Origin of the sequence: Streptacidiphilus sp. EB103A, assembly GCF_041261405.1 — a bacterium.
In the GTDB taxonomy this organism is placed as follows: domain Bacteria; phylum Actinomycetota; class Actinomycetes; order Streptomycetales; family Streptomycetaceae; genus Streptacidiphilus.
Genome location: NZ_JBGCAQ010000010.1, coordinates 232722 through 246715, shown reverse-complemented (window position 1 = coordinate 246715; position 13994 = coordinate 232722). Strand labels below are relative to the sequence as shown.

At 69.4% G+C, this 13994-nt stretch carries 15 protein-coding genes; 6 read left to right on the top strand and 9 right to left on the bottom strand.

Annotated features, from left to right (window positions below):
- The first annotated feature begins 14 nt into the window (after positions 1-14).
- From ABH941_RS18705 to ABH941_RS18680, 6 genes are all read left to right on the top strand, one after another.
- On the top strand, positions 15-1952 hold the full coding sequence (locus ABH941_RS18705) for a serine/threonine protein kinase (protein WP_370130487.1): 1938 nt from the start codon (positions 15-17) through the stop codon (positions 1950-1952).
- Positions 1953-2024: 72 nt separating this feature from the next.
- Positions 2025-2789 (top strand): RNA polymerase sigma factor SigM, encoded by a 765-nt coding sequence (sigM, locus tag ABH941_RS18700; protein ID WP_370130485.1) that lies wholly within the window; start codon positions 2025-2027, stop codon positions 2787-2789.
- Positions 2786-3730, top strand: coding sequence for a zf-HC2 domain-containing protein (locus ABH941_RS18695; RefSeq protein WP_370130484.1), 945 nt, complete (start codon positions 2786-2788; stop codon positions 3728-3730). Before sigM ends, ABH941_RS18695 begins: the two co-directional genes overlap by 4 nt.
- Positions 3731-3832: 102 nt before the next feature.
- Complete coding sequence (gene trxB / locus ABH941_RS18690) at positions 3833-4795, top strand: thioredoxin-disulfide reductase (RefSeq protein WP_370130483.1); 963 nt, start codon at positions 3833-3835, stop codon at positions 4793-4795.
- Between the two features lie 62 nt (positions 4796-4857).
- Complete coding sequence (gene trxA / locus ABH941_RS18685) at positions 4858-5187, top strand: thioredoxin (protein ID WP_042408273.1); 330 nt, start codon at positions 4858-4860, stop codon at positions 5185-5187.
- 177 nt (positions 5188-5364) lie between these two features.
- Positions 5365-6540: an N-acetylmuramoyl-L-alanine amidase gene (locus ABH941_RS18680; protein WP_370130482.1), complete on the top strand. Its 1176-nt coding sequence runs from the start codon at positions 5365-5367 to the stop codon at positions 6538-6540.
- 61 nt (positions 6541-6601) lie between these two features.
- Here the strand turns inward: ABH941_RS18680 and ABH941_RS18675 are convergent, their stop codons facing one another.
- The 9 genes from ABH941_RS18675 to rpmH all read right to left on the bottom strand — a co-directional run bounded on the left by ABH941_RS18675 (position 6602) and on the right by rpmH (position 13870).
- On the bottom strand, positions 6602-7219 hold the full coding sequence (locus ABH941_RS18675; protein WP_134002622.1) for a GNAT family N-acetyltransferase: 618 nt from the start codon (positions 7217-7219) through the stop codon (positions 6602-6604).
- A gap of 322 nt (positions 7220-7541) precedes the next feature.
- Positions 7542-8642: a ParB/RepB/Spo0J family partition protein gene (locus tag ABH941_RS18670; RefSeq protein WP_370130481.1), complete on the bottom strand. Its 1101-nt coding sequence runs from the start codon at positions 8640-8642 to the stop codon at positions 7542-7544.
- Positions 8639-9667 (bottom strand): ParA family protein, encoded by a 1029-nt coding sequence (locus tag ABH941_RS18665; RefSeq protein ID WP_370130558.1) that lies wholly within the window; start codon positions 9665-9667, stop codon positions 8639-8641. Before ABH941_RS18665 ends, ABH941_RS18670 begins: the two co-directional genes overlap by 4 nt.
- Before the next feature lie 441 nt (positions 9668-10108).
- On the bottom strand, positions 10109-10894 hold the full coding sequence (gene rsmG / locus ABH941_RS18660; protein ID WP_370130480.1) for a 16S rRNA (guanine(527)-N(7))-methyltransferase RsmG: 786 nt from the start codon (positions 10892-10894) through the stop codon (positions 10109-10111).
- A gap of 102 nt (positions 10895-10996) precedes the next feature.
- Positions 10997-11539 carry a protein jag gene (locus tag ABH941_RS18655; RefSeq protein ID WP_370130478.1) on the bottom strand — a complete coding sequence of 181 codons (543 nt, stop codon included), beginning with the start codon at positions 11537-11539 and terminating at the stop codon, positions 10997-10999.
- A 70-nt stretch (positions 11540-11609) separates the two neighbouring features.
- The gene (gene yidC / locus ABH941_RS18650) at positions 11610-12827 is read right to left on the bottom strand and encodes a membrane protein insertase YidC (protein WP_370130477.1); all 1218 of its coding nucleotides are present in this window, start codon (positions 12825-12827) and stop codon (positions 11610-11612) included.
- The gene (gene yidD / locus ABH941_RS18645) at positions 12824-13183 is read right to left on the bottom strand and encodes a membrane protein insertion efficiency factor YidD (protein WP_370130557.1); all 360 of its coding nucleotides are present in this window, start codon (positions 13181-13183) and stop codon (positions 12824-12826) included. Before yidD ends, yidC begins: the two co-directional genes overlap by 4 nt.
- Before the next feature lie 38 nt (positions 13184-13221).
- Positions 13222-13716, bottom strand: a complete 495-nt coding sequence (gene rnpA, locus ABH941_RS18640) for a ribonuclease P protein component (protein WP_370130475.1) — start codon at positions 13714-13716, stop codon at positions 13222-13224.
- 16 nt (positions 13717-13732) lie between these two features.
- Positions 13733-13870 (bottom strand): 50S ribosomal protein L34, encoded by a 138-nt coding sequence (gene rpmH / locus ABH941_RS18635; RefSeq protein ID WP_034089364.1) that lies wholly within the window; start codon positions 13868-13870, stop codon positions 13733-13735.
- Between the last annotated feature and the right edge of the window lie 124 nt (positions 13871-13994).

Below are 13994 nucleotides of genomic sequence, written 5' to 3'. Positions count from 1 at the left end.
GAGGCAGGACGAAGGTGGCGGATCGCAGCAAGGCTCCGGTCGAGACGATCGCGGAGAGCAGCGCGGACGCCTGTCCCGCCGAGCCCACCGCGGAGTTGACAGCCGAACTCACCGCGGAGGAGATCGTCGGCGACATCAGCGCTGACGACGGCTCATCCGGGGAGCAGCAGGCGGGAGATGACCAGGAGGGTGTCGAGGACACAACTGTCCCCGACACCCCGGGCGACGACGCCACGGTCGCACTGGCCCCGGAAGCCCCGACAGCCCCGGAAACCCCGGAGGACAGCGAATCCTCAGCTGAGCCCGCCGGGGCCGCCGAGCCCACTGAGACCATCGAGCCCGCCGCGACCGTCGAGACGGCTCCGCTGCTGCCCGCCCCGGTGCGCCACAGCGGCGACCGCATCGCCGACCGGTACCGGCTGGAGGAGTGCCTGACCCAGGCCGGCGTCTTCACCAGCTGGCGCGCCGTCGACGAGAAGCTGCGCCGCGCCGTCGGCATCCATCTGCTCGCCTCGGGCCACCAGCGCTCCAAGGACGCCGTCGCCGCCGCCCGGCAGGCGGCGCTCCTCGGCGACCCGCGATTCGTCCAGGTCCTCGACGCCGTCGAGGAGGGCGAGCTGGTCTACATCATCCGCGAATGGCTCCCGGACGCCACCGACCTCGGCACCATGCTCGCCGAGGGACCGCTGGAGGCGTACGAGACCTACCAGATGGTCCGTCAGGTCACCGACGCCATCGCGGCCGCACACCGCAGGGGAATGTCGCACCTGCGGCTCACGCCCTCCTGCGTGCTGCGCAGCGACAGCGGCCAGTACCGGATCAACGGCCTGGCCATGGACGCCGCGCTGCACGGACTGGTACCCGAGGACCGCGCGTCGGCCGAACTCGACGACACCCGGGCCATCGGCACGCTCCTCTTCGCCTCGCTCACCCATCGCTGGCCCTACCCGGAGGACCGGCACGGCCTGCAGGGCATCCCCAGGACAGTCGGCGTAGTGCCGCCCGAGCAGGTCAAGGCCGGTATCCACCGGGGTCTGTCCGACCTGTGCTCCCGGGTCCTGTGCGAGCACCCGGTGCGCCACCTGGAGCCGCTGACGTCCCCTCAGGAGCTCGCCAAGGCGATCGCCCAGCTCCCCAGGATCAAGCAGCCCGAGCCCGAACCGCTGGTGCTGCCCGAGTACCCGGCCACCGTCTACCCCCGCCGGGACCAGGGCACCACGGTGCCCCTCCCGCCGCGACGCCCCACCGCACCACTGCCGCCCACGCCTCCGCCCGCCCTGCCCGGACGTACCGGGAAGGCGCTCAAGTGGGGCATCTCCCTGGTTCTGCTGGCCGCCGTCGGCCTAGGCAGCTGGGCGACCGCCCAGGCCCTGATGGACAAGCCCGGCACCGGCAACAGCCAGCTCCCGGTGAACGCCGGCGTCGGCGGCGCCACCTCCGCGAAGCCCCAGACCTCGTCGAGCTCGGCGGCGCAGCACCTGCTGAAGATCACCGGAGCGGCCGAGTTCTCCCCGCTCGGCGCGCCGATACAGGCCGATCAGGTACCGCTGGCCATAGACGGCAAGGCGAGCACCGCCTGGACCACCTCGGAGTACCAGAACTACCCGAACTTCGGGAACCTCAGCAGCCGCGCCGACGGCAGCGGCATCATCGTCGACCTCGGCAGCGCCCAGAGCGTCTCCGGGGTCAGACTCACCCTGCCCGTGGCCGGACAGACCCTGGAGGTCCTGGCGGCGCCCGCCGACGCCACCAGCGCGCCCACCTCCGCCAGCTCCGCCTACACCCAGCGGATCGCCAACCTGAAGACGGTGGGCACCACCTTCGACAGCGCCCTGCTCGCCACGCCGGTCCGCACCCGTTACATCCTCATCCACATCACCAGCCTCCCGCCGGAGCCCAGCAACTCCGCCGCGTACCGCGGGGGAATCTCGGAGATCCAGATCGTCGGATGACACCGCTCCGGCTGACAGAGCCGGTCCTGGGTGACACTCTGGTGCCCGATCTCCGAGGGGGGAAGCACACACGTGGCCGGTACGCCGCAGGAAGACAGCGATGCCGAACTGCTGGCGCGCCATGTCGCGGGAGACCACGACGCGTTCGGCGAGCTGGTCCGGCGCCATCGCGACCGGCTCTGGGCGGTGGCGCTGCGCACCCTGGGCGACCGCGAGGAAGCCGCCGACGCCCTCCAGGACGCCCTCGTCTCCGCCTTCCGGTCCGCGCACACCTTCCAGGGTCGCTCGGCGGTGACCACCTGGCTGCACCGGATCGTGGTCAACGCCTGCCTGGACCGGGTCCGCCGCAACGCCAGCCGGCCCACCCGACCGCTCGACGAGCAGTCCACGCCCGACGACCTCCTGGGCCACGGCGAAGGCGCCGACATCTCGGCGGAGCGCGGAGAGCTGCGCCGCGAGCTGGGCACCGCACTCGCCTCGCTCCCGGCGGAGCAGCGTGCGGCGCTGGTCCTGGTCGACGTCCAGGGCTACCCGGTCGCCGAGGCCGCACTGATCCTCGACGTCCCCGTCGGCACAGTGAAGAGCCGCTGCGCCCGCGGCCGGGCCCGGCTGCTCCCCCAGATCGCCCACCTCCGGCGCAGCCACGCCCCGGACGCATCGCCTGATGTTTCACGTGAAACAGAGGATCCGAAGGGGACGGGCGGATCAGTGCTTCCGCACGCCCCTGGCGGGGCGGGTACCGCACCACCCAGACGGGAAGGGAACCCGAACCAGGGACCGACCGTCCCACTACTGGCCAAGCAACGACCCGAGGCAGGAGGTGAGCAGCCGACATGAGCCAGGCCACCCCGCCCTTCGGTCTCGACTCCTCCTCCGGCCACCCCCCGGTCGAGGCCATCTCCGACTACCTGGAGGACCTGCTCCCGGCCGAGGCAGCGGCCGAACTGAGCGAGCACCTCGCAGGCTGTCCCGAATGCCTGGACACGCACGCGGCCATCGAGGAGATCCGGTCGCTGCTCGGAGAGGCCGAGCCGGTCCAGCTCCCCGAAGACATCGCGATTCGCATCGACGCGGCGCTCGCCGCCGAAGCCCTGCTCAGCTCGACCGAGCCCGCCGCGGCCCCTGAGACGGTCGCAGCGCCCCCGCGGCCCCTCGGCGGCTCCCGTGGCACCGAGACCTCCCCCAGCGCCGCACACGGCCCGTCCGGGCCCTCCGGCGCCAGCCGCGGGCCGGGACGCAAACGCCGGCGCCCGTCGGCACGAGGACTGCGCCGCGCGGCCCTCGGCCTGGCGGCCCTCGCCGTCGTCGGAGTCGTCACCGCCTCAGTGCTCCAGCTCCACCCGCAGAGCAGCTCCAGCGGCACTTCTACCGCGGCCTCGGCCCCCCGTGACGCTGCAGGGCAGGTCGAGGGCGGCGCCAGGACAGGCCTGGTCTTCACCGAAGCCACGCTGGCCGAGCAGGCACGGCAGTTGCTGCCCGCAAACTCTCCCAAAGCCGCCGCTGGGACCACCGAGACGCAGGAGTCCCCGGCCCTGACGAGCGTCGCCGTGCCCGACTGCGTCACTCTGGCGGCACACCGCGGCACCGAACAGTTGCTGGCTTCCGCCCAGGGCACTTACCAGGGCATCCCCGTCTTCGCCCTCTTCTACGGCGACACCAAAGACCCGGCTCACACCGTGGACGTCTATCTGGTCGCCTCCTCCTGCGCCACTGCCGCCACCGCTACGCCCGCCCAGCCCGGCCAGGTCCTGCTCCAGCGCACCGTGCCGCGCGACTGAACCCTCCGGGAATGCGAGACACTGGGTAACCGTTGAGCGGGGTGGGCAGCGACCCGCCCACGCGTCAGCCCCAGGCTTGCGAAGCGATTCAGGAGATGTTCAGTGAGCGACGTCCGTAACGTGATCATCATCGGCTCCGGCCCGGCCGGCTACACGGCCGCGCTCTACACGGCACGTGCCTCGCTGAAGCCTCTGGTTTTCGAGGGTGCGGTCTCCGCCGGCGGCGCGCTGATGAACACCACCGAGGTGGAGAACTTCCCCGGTTTCCAGGACGGCATCATGGGCCCGGAGCTGATGGACAACATGCGCGGTCAGGCCGAGCGCTTCGGCGCCGAGCTGATCCCGGACGACATCATCGCGGTGGACCTCAGCGGTGACATCAAGACCGTCACCGACTCCGAGGGCACGGTGCACCGGGCCAAGGCCGTCATCGTCACCACCGGTTCCCAGCACCGCAAGCTCGGACTGCCCCGCGAGGACCAGCTGTCCGGCCGCGGCGTCTCCTGGTGTGCCACCTGCGACGGGTTCTTCTTCCGCGACCAGGACATCGTCGTGGTCGGCGGCGGGGACACGGCCATGGAGGAGGCGACCTTCCTGTCGCGCTTCGCCAAGTCGGTCACCGTGGTGCACCGCCGCAGCGAGCTCCGCGCCAGCAAGACCATGCAGGAGCGCGCCTTCGCCGACCCGAAGATCAGCTTCGCCTGGAACAGCGAGGTTGCCGAGATCCAGGGCGATGTCAAGCTGAGCGGACTCACGCTCCGCGACACCGTCACCGGGGAGCTGCGTGAGCTGCCCGTCACCGGACTGTTCATCGCCGTCGGCCACGACCCGCGCACCGAGCTCTTCAAGGGCCAGCTGGAGCTGGACGACGAGGGCTACCTGCGGGTCCAGGCGCCCTCCACGCGCACCAACCTGGAGGGTGTCTTCGGCGCCGGTGACGTCGTCGACCACACCTACCGTCAGGCGATCACCGCGGCCGGGACCGGCTGTGCCGCCGCCCTGGACGCCGAGCGCTACCTGGCCGCCCTCGCGCACGCCGAGAGCCACGCCGCAGTCGCGGTCTGAGCCACCTCTGAATCACCACTGAGCCAACCCAGTCATCACCCCAGCACCCCCAAGGAGCCCCCGTGGCCGGCGCCACCATCACCGTGACCGACGACACCTTCGAGACCGAGGTACTCAAGAGCGACAAGCCCGTGCTCGTCGACTTCTGGGCCACCTGGTGCGGCCCGTGCCGCCAGGTCGCCCCCGCGCTCGAGGAGATCGCCGCCGAATACGCGGACAAGATCACCATCGCCAAGCTCGACATCGACGCCAACCCCAATGTCCCCGCGACCTACGGCGTTCTCTCCATCCCCACTATGAACGTCTACCAGGGCGGCGAGGTCGTGAAGACCATCGTCGGCGCCAAGCCCAAGAGCGCTCTGGTCCGCGACCTCGCCGAGTTCCTCGCCTAGGTCCACAGACGCCGACGCCGGGACCGCCACCACACCGTGGCAGTCCCGGCGTTCGCATGTTTCACGTGAAACGGTGGGGGTTTTGCGAGGGCCCCGAGGGGTCGGCCCCGAAGGCATCGAACTACCCGGAACGGCGCGTACGATCATGGCAGCCGATGAGGAGGGGACCCTCACGTCATGACCCAGCAGCAACCAACGCACGCCTACCGATGGCAGCTCGGTGACACCGGACCGGTAGTGGCAGAGATCCGGTTCAAGCTCGGCCTGTTGGGACTCCTGCCCGCCGTGGACAGCACCGTGGGCAGCTCGCCGCCTTCCGCGAGCTCACTCTTCGACACCCTGGTCGACGCCGCCGTGCGCTACTTCCAGCAGCAGCGCGGACTCACCGCCGACGGCATCGTCGGACCGGAGACCTATCGGCATCTCAACGAGGCCCGCTGGCAGCTCGGCGATCGCGTCCTCACCCATGTCGTCGGCAACCTCCAGGTCGGTGACGACGTCGCCCAGCTCCAGCAGCGGCTGCTCGACATGGGCTTCACCCCGGGTCGGATCGACGGAATCTTCGGAGCCACCACCGCGCAGGCCCTCAGCGAGTTCCAGCGCAATATGGGCATCTATCCTGACGGCACCCTGGGCCCCGCCACCTACACCGTCCTGGCCCGGCTGGCCCGCACCGTGGTCGGCGGCGCACCTCATGTGATGCGGGAGACCGAGATGCTGCTGCGCTCCGGCGCGGCCCTGCCGGGCAAGGTGATCGTCATTGATCCCGGCCACGGCGGCGACGACCCTGGGGTCACCGCGCACGGCCACACCGAGGCGGCCATCGTCTGGGACATCGCCACCCGGCTGGAGGGCAGGCTCACCGCCCTGGGGGTCCGCACCTACCTCACCCGCAATGCGGAGCAAGGCGGGGACGAGGCCCAGCGCGCCCAGTTCGCCAATGCCACCGATGCCAATCTGATGCTCTCGCTCCACCTCGACGGGCACCACAACCCTCAGGCAGCCGGCGCCTCCAGCTACTACTACGGGGACGAGAGCCGGGGCCGCTGGTCTCACACCGGCAAGCAGTTCGCCGGTCTGCTCCAGCGCGAGCTGGTCGCCCGCTGCGGCCTCGGCGACAACCGCAGCCATGCCCGAACCTGGACCCTGCTGCGGTCCACCCGGATGACCGCGGTACGCCTGGAGCTGGGCTATCTGACCAATCCCGAGGACGCCATGCGCCTGGTCTCCCCCCAGGTGCGCGCGCAGGCCGTGGAGGCCATCGCAGTGGCCGTGCAGCGCCTCTATCTCCCCCCGGAGGAGGACGCCCCCACCGGCGTCCTGCACCTGCCCGCCGATCTCCGCAGCAACTGAGCCGTCGCGCAGCCACCGCCCGTTTCACGTGAAACACAGTTCACGCGGGCGCCGGGGTACATCAGAGCGGGCGCAGTGAGGGCTCCTTCTGGACGGCGCCGAGCAGCCGCTCCAGGGCCACCTCCATCTCCCCCTTCCAGGAGATGGCCGAGCGGAGCTCCAGACGCAGCCGCGGATAGCGCGGATGCGGCCGCACCGTCTTGAAGCCGACAGCCAGCAGGTGGTCCGCCGGCAGCACACAGCCCGGCCCTGACCACCTGGCATCACCGAAGGCCTCGATCGCCTTGAAGCCGCGCCGCACCAGATCCTTGGCGACCGCCTGTACCAGGGTGCGTCCGATGCCCTGCCCCTGATAGTCCGGCAGGATCCGAGCCGTGATCAACTGCACCGCGTCTGGGGAGAGCGGACTGGTGGGAAAGGCCAGCGACCGGGGGACATAGGCAGCCGGCGCATAGAGCACAAAGCCCACCGGTGCGTCGTCGACGTAGGCGATCCGGCCGCAGGAGCCCCACTCCAGCAGCACCGCAGAGATCCAGGACTCCTTCTCCAACTCCGCCTGCCCCGCCTTGATCGCGGCTTCCCCGTTCACCGGGTCCAGCTCCCAGAACACGCAGGAGCGACAGCTGAGCGGAACTTCAGCGAGAGAGTCGAGAGTCAGCGGTACCAGCCTGCGTCCCATGCACCACACCTTCGGGCTCGGCGGCCGTCAGCCGCACTGCATCCTGGTTCCACGATAGGTCCGCCACACGCTGCGTGGGATTGGGGCCGGCAGCACCATGTCGGGACCGGTCCAGGATCATCCCGGAGACAAAGCCGCCGAGTACGCCGGCCACCAGTTCCGCCGTCAGGAACACCGCTCGTCTGTGCTCATGCATGGCCCCTCCATGGGCTCGACAGCGCTGCCGAGAGCCTTCGGCGCCATCGTAGTCATCGGTCCGGGCAACCAGAAGGGCCCTTGTTTCACGTGAAACAAGGGCCCTTCCGCAGCTGTGCCAGCCGAATCAGGCGCCGGGCTCCGCGGTCTCGCTGTCCATCCCCTGCTTCAGCAGCTGGCCCTCGCCGGGAGCGAAGGAGCCGAGGATGCGGTCCAGGTCCTCCACCGAGGCGAACTCCACCACGATCTTTCCGCGCTTCTGGCCCAGCTCGACCTTCACCCGGGTGTCGAAGCGATCGGAGAGCCGACTCGCCAGACTGGCGAGGGCGGGGGACACCAGCTTTCCGGCCCGAGGGCCCCGCGGACGACGCTCGGGGTTCCGCTCCTCCGACATCAGCTTGACGATCTCCTCCACCGCACGCACCGAGAGTCCCTCGGCGTTGATGCGATGCGCCAGCTTGTCCTGCTCGGTGGCGTCGTCCAGAGCCAGCAGAGCCCGGGCATGGCCCGCGGACAGCACACCCGCTGCGACCCTGCGCTGAACCCGGGGCGAGAGCTTGAGCAGACGCAGCGTATTGGAGACCTGCGGACGCGAACGTCCGATCCGGTCGGCCAGCTCCTCATGGCTGCAGGAGAAGTCACGCAGCAACTGGTCATAGGCCGCCGCCTCTTCCAGCGGGTTGAGCTGCGAGCGGTGCAGGTTCTCCAACAGAGCGTCAAGGAGGAGCTTGTCGTCCTCGGTGGCCCTGACGATCGCCGGAATGGTCTCCAATCCGGCCTTGCGCGAGGCGCGCCAGCGGCGCTCGCCCATGATCAGCTCATAGCGGTCCGGAGACATCTGCCGGACCACCACCGGCTGCAGCAGGCCCACCTCCTGGATCGAGTGGACCAGTTCCTTGAGGGCGTCCTCGTCGAAGACTTCGCGCGGCTGGCGCGGGTTCGGGGTGATCGCATCCAGGGGGATCTCGGCGAAGTACGCCCCCTCCACCGCCTGAAGCTCAGGGGCCGTCACCGCCGTTTCACGTGAAACAGCGCTCTCGACGGTGCGTTCCAGGGTGCCGACCCCCCCACCACCCGAGCCGGATTCCGTCCCCCCGTTCAGCGAGGGAACCTCGCCCGGAGACCGGGTACCCCCGATCGCGGCGGGGGCCGGCCTGCTCTCCGGACCGGTGGCCGCCGGGATCAGTGCCCCGAGACCACGACCCAGACCTCTACGACGCTCACTCACCGCTGCCCCTCCATCGTGCCGTGCTGTCCTGCGGCGTGCTGTCCTGTACTGTCCTGTCCCGCAGTGTCCTGCCCCGCACTGTCCTGCTCCGCCATACGGCGGGGCTGCTGCTGATAGACACCCGGGTTCCCCGGCGATGCGGCGAAGCGCTCGTCCGCGGCCCGCTGGTCCTTCTCGGCCCCGCGCAGCGCGATCTCCTTCGCCGCCTCCAGATAGGAGAGCGCCCCCGTCGACCCGGGGTCATAGGTGAGAACAGTCTGCCCATAGCTCGGCGCCTCCGAGACGCGCACCGAGCGGGGAATGCTGGTCCTCAGCACCTCGTCCGCGAAGTGGCTGCGGACCTCGTCCGCGACCTGCGAGGCCAGTCGGGTGCGGGCGTCGTACATGGTGAGCAGGATCGTGGACACATGGAGATGAGGATTGAGGTGCGCGCGTACCAAGTCCACATTGCGCAGCAGCTGCCCCAGCCCCTCCAGTGCGTAGTACTCGCACTGGATCGGGATGAGCACCTCGCGGCCGGCCACCATCGCATTGACCGTCAGCAGGCCCAGCGACGGTGGGCAGTCGATCAGCACATAATCCAGCGGCTGTTCATATGCCTCGATGGCGCGCTGCAGCCGGCTCTCCCTGGCCACCAGTGAGACCAGTTCGATCTCCGCGCCGGCCAGGTCGATGGTAGCCGGGCAGCAGAAGAGGCCCTCCACATCCACCACCGGCTGTACGACATCGGCGAGCGGCTTGCCCTCGACCAGGACGTCATAGATCGAAGGGACGTCGGCATGATGGTCGATGCCGAGAGCCGTGGAGGCGTTCCCCTGCGGGTCCAGGTCGATCACCAGAACTCTGGCTCCGTGCATGGCCAGAGAGGCCGCTAGATTGACGGTCGTGGTGGTCTTCCCCACTCCGCCCTTCTGGTTGGCGACCACCATCACTCGAGTGGCCGCGGGGCGCGGCAGCGCCTCCCCGACCCGTCCCATCGCATCGACGGCGGCCTGGGCGGCCCGTCCGATGGGTGTGTCGTCAATCAGCGGCGGTGCTTCCGACTCCTGCATGGGATGCATGGGCGCCAGTGTTTCATGCGTCGCTGTTTCACGTGAAACAGCGGTCCCCATCTGTCCACTCCGGACCCGCGGCCCTGGCAGTGGCCCCTCTACGGTGTGAGTCTCGCTGGGCAAGGGATCGCCCCCCTCTCCGTCACGGCTGTCGATGAAATCATCGCGCAGCCCAGTGACATGCGGGGACGGTTGTGGCCCTTCTGGGCCCACTGATAGCCGATCTTCACCCAAACGACGACTGAACTGAGCGGCTCCACGACTGCGGCTCAGGATCCCGGGAAGCAGAGAGCGACGTTTCACGTGAAACACGATGCCCGTTATAGGTGATATATGACGGAACGACACTCCGGAAAGAGAAAGGGCCCCTGTTTCACGTGAAACAGGGGCCCTTCAGGTCACTGGGAACGAATTCTAGCGGCGGCGCTTGGAACTTCCGCGGCTCGCACCGCCCGCCGACTGCCCCGGGGCGCGACCGCCCTTGCGGGCCGCCCTGGCCCGACGGGTCGCCGCCCGGACGCCGCCGGGGCTCTCCCCGACCTTGACGCGCACCACATGGGTAGGGGTCTCCACCACGCCCTCGCCGGCCACGTCCACCGACCACTCGGTGGCCCCCAGCTTCACCAGGGCGCCCTTGTGGTCCACCAATTCCTGGGCAGCCGAATCACCCTTGAGCGCCAGCATCTCCCCGAAGGGGCGCAGCAGCGGCAGTCCCCATCCCGCCAGCCGGTCCAGCGGAGCGACCGCGCGCGCGGTCACCACATCCACCGCCAGCTTGCCGACCATCTCCTCGGCCCGCCCCCGCAGCACCGTCACATTCTCCAGACCGAGCTCCTTCACCACCTCCTCCAGGAAGGTGGTCCGCCGCAGCAGCGGCTCCAGCAAAGTGATCCGAACGTCCGGGCGCGCCAGCGCGACCGGAATACCCGGCAGCCCGGCTCCCGAGCCCACGTCGCACAGTGAGGCGTCCTGCGGCAGCAGCTCGCCCAGCACGGCGCAGTTCAGCACATGCCGCTCCCACAGTCGCGGCACCTCACGCGGACCGATGAGCCCACGCCGCACCCCCGCGTCCGCCAGCAACTCGGCGTAGCGCACCGCCAGCCCGAAGCGGTCCCCGAACACCGCCCGCGCCGCCGCAGGGGCTTCCGGGAGTTCCCTCGAGAACTCCTCGGCCACCAAACGCCCGTCCGCCTCCGACATTGCCGAACCTCTCCCTCACCGCGGCAGCACGGCCCCGTCTGCACATCGCAGACGGGGCCGTCACTCGTTCACATCACCCTGTCCCAGTGTGGAACAGCCCGACTACGCCGGCAGCACCACGACGCGACGCTGCGGCTCCTCGCCCTCGGACTCGCTCCGCAGCCCGGCGGCCGCGACGGCGTCATGGACGACCTTGCGCTCGAACGGCGTCATCGCCCGCAGCTTCACCGGCTCACCGCTCTCCTTGGCCTCCTTGGCCGCCTGAGCACCGAGCTCGGCCAGCTCGGCTCGCTTGCGCGCCCGGAACCCGGCGATGTCCAGCATCAGCCTGCTGCGCTCCCCGGTCTCCCGGTGCACGGCAAGCCGGGTCAGCTCCTGCAGAGCCTCCAACACCTCGCCGTCCTGGCCGACCAGACGCAGCAGCGAGCGGTCGGCTCCGGGCCCCTCGCCGATGATCGACACGGAGGCACGGTCGCCCTCCACATCCATGTCGATGTCACCGTCGAGGTCCGCGATGTCGAGAAGGGCCTCCAGGTAGTCCGCGGCGATCTCACCCTCCTGCTCCAGGTGGCCGAGCACGTCGGTGGCCGTCGCGGCACTCTTCGACTCGTCGCTGGGGACGGGTGCCACGGTTCCTTCCGTCACGGGTGGACTCCTTTTGGGTTCTTTGATGCTGACAGGGGAAATCAGTGCGGAAGTCGTCGCCAGGACGTGCCTAGGACTTCTTCTTCGGCCGACCGGCCGGCTGGGGGTTGCGCTTGCCCGGCTGGTTGGTGCGCCCGGCGGCAGCGCCGCCACCGCCGCCGGTCTTGGCCCGCCCGCGGGCCTGGCTGGGCGTCTGCTTGCTGGGCGTCTGCTTGCTGGGCGTGGTCGCCTTCGGGGTGCCGTTCTTCGCCGTGCTGTTCGCGGTTGTCTCAGCCTCGGCCGCCTCGACCACGGCATCGACCGGAGCCGTCCCAGCGGCGCCCGCGGCGCCGCTCTGGCGCTGCGCCTTGGTCTGCCGCTTCGGCTGCTGCCGGCGCACCGGGGCGGTGTCCTCGGGAACCTCCTCGACCGGGGCACTGCCGCCCTTCACCAGCGAGGCCAGCCCGGCCTTGACCGGGGTGCCGTCGGCGTTCAGCTTGCCCGCGGCCTTCAGCCGATCCTGGCGCTGCTTGAAGGCCACCGAGCCCGGCGTCGGGTTCTGCCGGATGATCACCAGCTGCTGACCCAGGGTCCACATGTTGGAGGTGACCATGTAGATCAGCACGCCGACCGGCATGTTGATGCCGAAGAAGATGTAGATGACCGGGAAGACGTACATCATCATCTTCTGCTGCTGCATGTACGGCGTCTTGACCGTGAGGTCGACGTTCTTCGTCATGAGCTGGCGCGTGGTCAGGAACTGCGTGAAGCACATCGTCAGAATCATGATCGCGGTGACGACCTTGACGCTGGTGAGCGTGGAGTGCACGAACGAGGCCGACAGCGGTGCGCCGAAGATGTGCGCCAGCTGGGCGCTGGCCAGCAGGTTGCCCTTGATGACGCCGACGGGCTTGTTGTGCGCGACATTGCTGAGCACGCCGTACAGCGACATGAAGAACGGCGACTGGATCAGCAGCGGAAGGCAGCTGGAGGCCGGGTTGGCGCCCGCCTCCTTGTAGAGCTTCATCTGCTCTTCGGCGAGCTTCTGCCGGTCACCCTTGTAGCGGTCCTGGATGACCTTCAGACGGGGCTGCAGCGCCTGCATCGCCCGCATCGACTTGGTCTGCTTGATCGTCAGCGGGATCATGCAGGCGCGGACGAGGATCACCAGCGAGACGATCGCCAGACCCCAGGCCCAGCCGCCGGTAGGCGTGAAGACCTGGCTGTACAGCGAGTGGAACTGGACGATGATCCACGAGACGGCTGTGTACAGCGGGCCTAGGATCGGGTCGAGAAACCCCACGGTCATGCTCCTTGGGCGTTGGTCGAGGGAGCCGGCACATCGGCCCGGCTAGAGGTGTGGGGTCCCAAGTCGTCGGTCTTAGGGGAGACGGGGATGTCCCGGGACAGAACGTTGAGCATCCGCCGGTACCAGACGGGGTGCTTGCGGGCAGGAACGTAGTCGACGCCGCCCGCACTCCACGGATTGCACCGCAGGATGCGCCAGGCGGTCAGGGCCGTGCCCTTGACGGCGCCGTGGACCCTGATCGCCTCGAACCCGTAGCGCGAGCACGAGGGGTGGTAGCGGCAGACCGGCCCCAGCAGCGGGCTGATCGTCCACTGGTAGAGCCTGATCAGGCCCAGCAGCAGGTATCGGCCCGCCAGAAGTCCGGCCAGGCAGACAGCCGCCACCAGCAGGTACGTCACTGCCCTGCTCCCATCGGCGAGGATGCATCAGGAGGTGCGGTACCGGTCCCACGGGAGCGCCCACCCCGGGGGGTGGACAGCTTCCGCAGTGCGGAATCCAGGTCACGTTCCAGGTCCGCGAATTCCGCCGTCCCGGCAGGGGGCAGCGCGCGTACCACTATCAGGCTACCTGCGGGCAGCCCGGCGATACGCGTGGCCATCAGGTGACGCAGGCGACGCTTCACACGGTTGCGGACCACAGCCGGTCCCACGGCCTTGCTGACGACAAAACCCGCACGCGCCGGAGAGTGGCTCTCCCCGGCGCTGTGCGGGTCCGTTGACGACAAGTCCGTGGTGGCCACGGGGTCGCTCTCGCCGTACGGCGCCCCGGTCGCGACATCCCCGCTCTCGCTGAGATGCACGACCAGGAGCGGTCGTCCGGCGCGACGGCCCCGCCGCACCGCGGTCGCGAAGTCCTGGCGCCGCCTCAACCGATGTTCGGAAGGCAGCACGACATGACCTGATAGATCAGGCGGACAGGCGAGCGCGACCCTTTTCGCGGCGAGCCGCGAGGATCGCACGGCCGGCACGGGTGCGCATCCGCAGGCGGAAGCCATGGGTCTTCGCACGACGACGGTTGTTCGGCTGGAAAGTGCGCTTGCTCACGGGGGGACTCCAGGATGAATCGAAGGGTCGCGGGGCGTCGTTAGCCGTCACCGTGCGTCCGCGCGATCCCCATAACCGTTATGTACGGTGATCCACGACGCCCGTAGCTGCGCGCCGTGGTGTG

Coding starts and splice junctions, on each gene's coding strand:
- ABH941_RS18675 (WP_134002622.1), bottom strand. CDS start 7,219: ATGGGACGCAGGCTGGTACCGCTGACTCTCGACTCTCTCGCTGAAGTT.
- ABH941_RS18695 (WP_370130484.1), top strand. CDS start 2,786: ATGAGCCAGGCCACCCCGCCCTTCGGTCTCGACTCCTCCTCCGGCCAC.
- ABH941_RS18680 (WP_370130482.1), top strand. CDS start 5,365: ATGACCCAGCAGCAACCAACGCACGCCTACCGATGGCAGCTCGGTGAC.
- yidC (WP_370130477.1), bottom strand. CDS start 12,827: ATGACCGTGGGGTTTCTCGACCCGATCCTAGGCCCGCTGTACACAGCC.
- rsmG (WP_370130480.1), bottom strand. CDS start 10,894: ATGTCGGAGGCGGACGGGCGTTTGGTGGCCGAGGAGTTCTCGAGGGAA.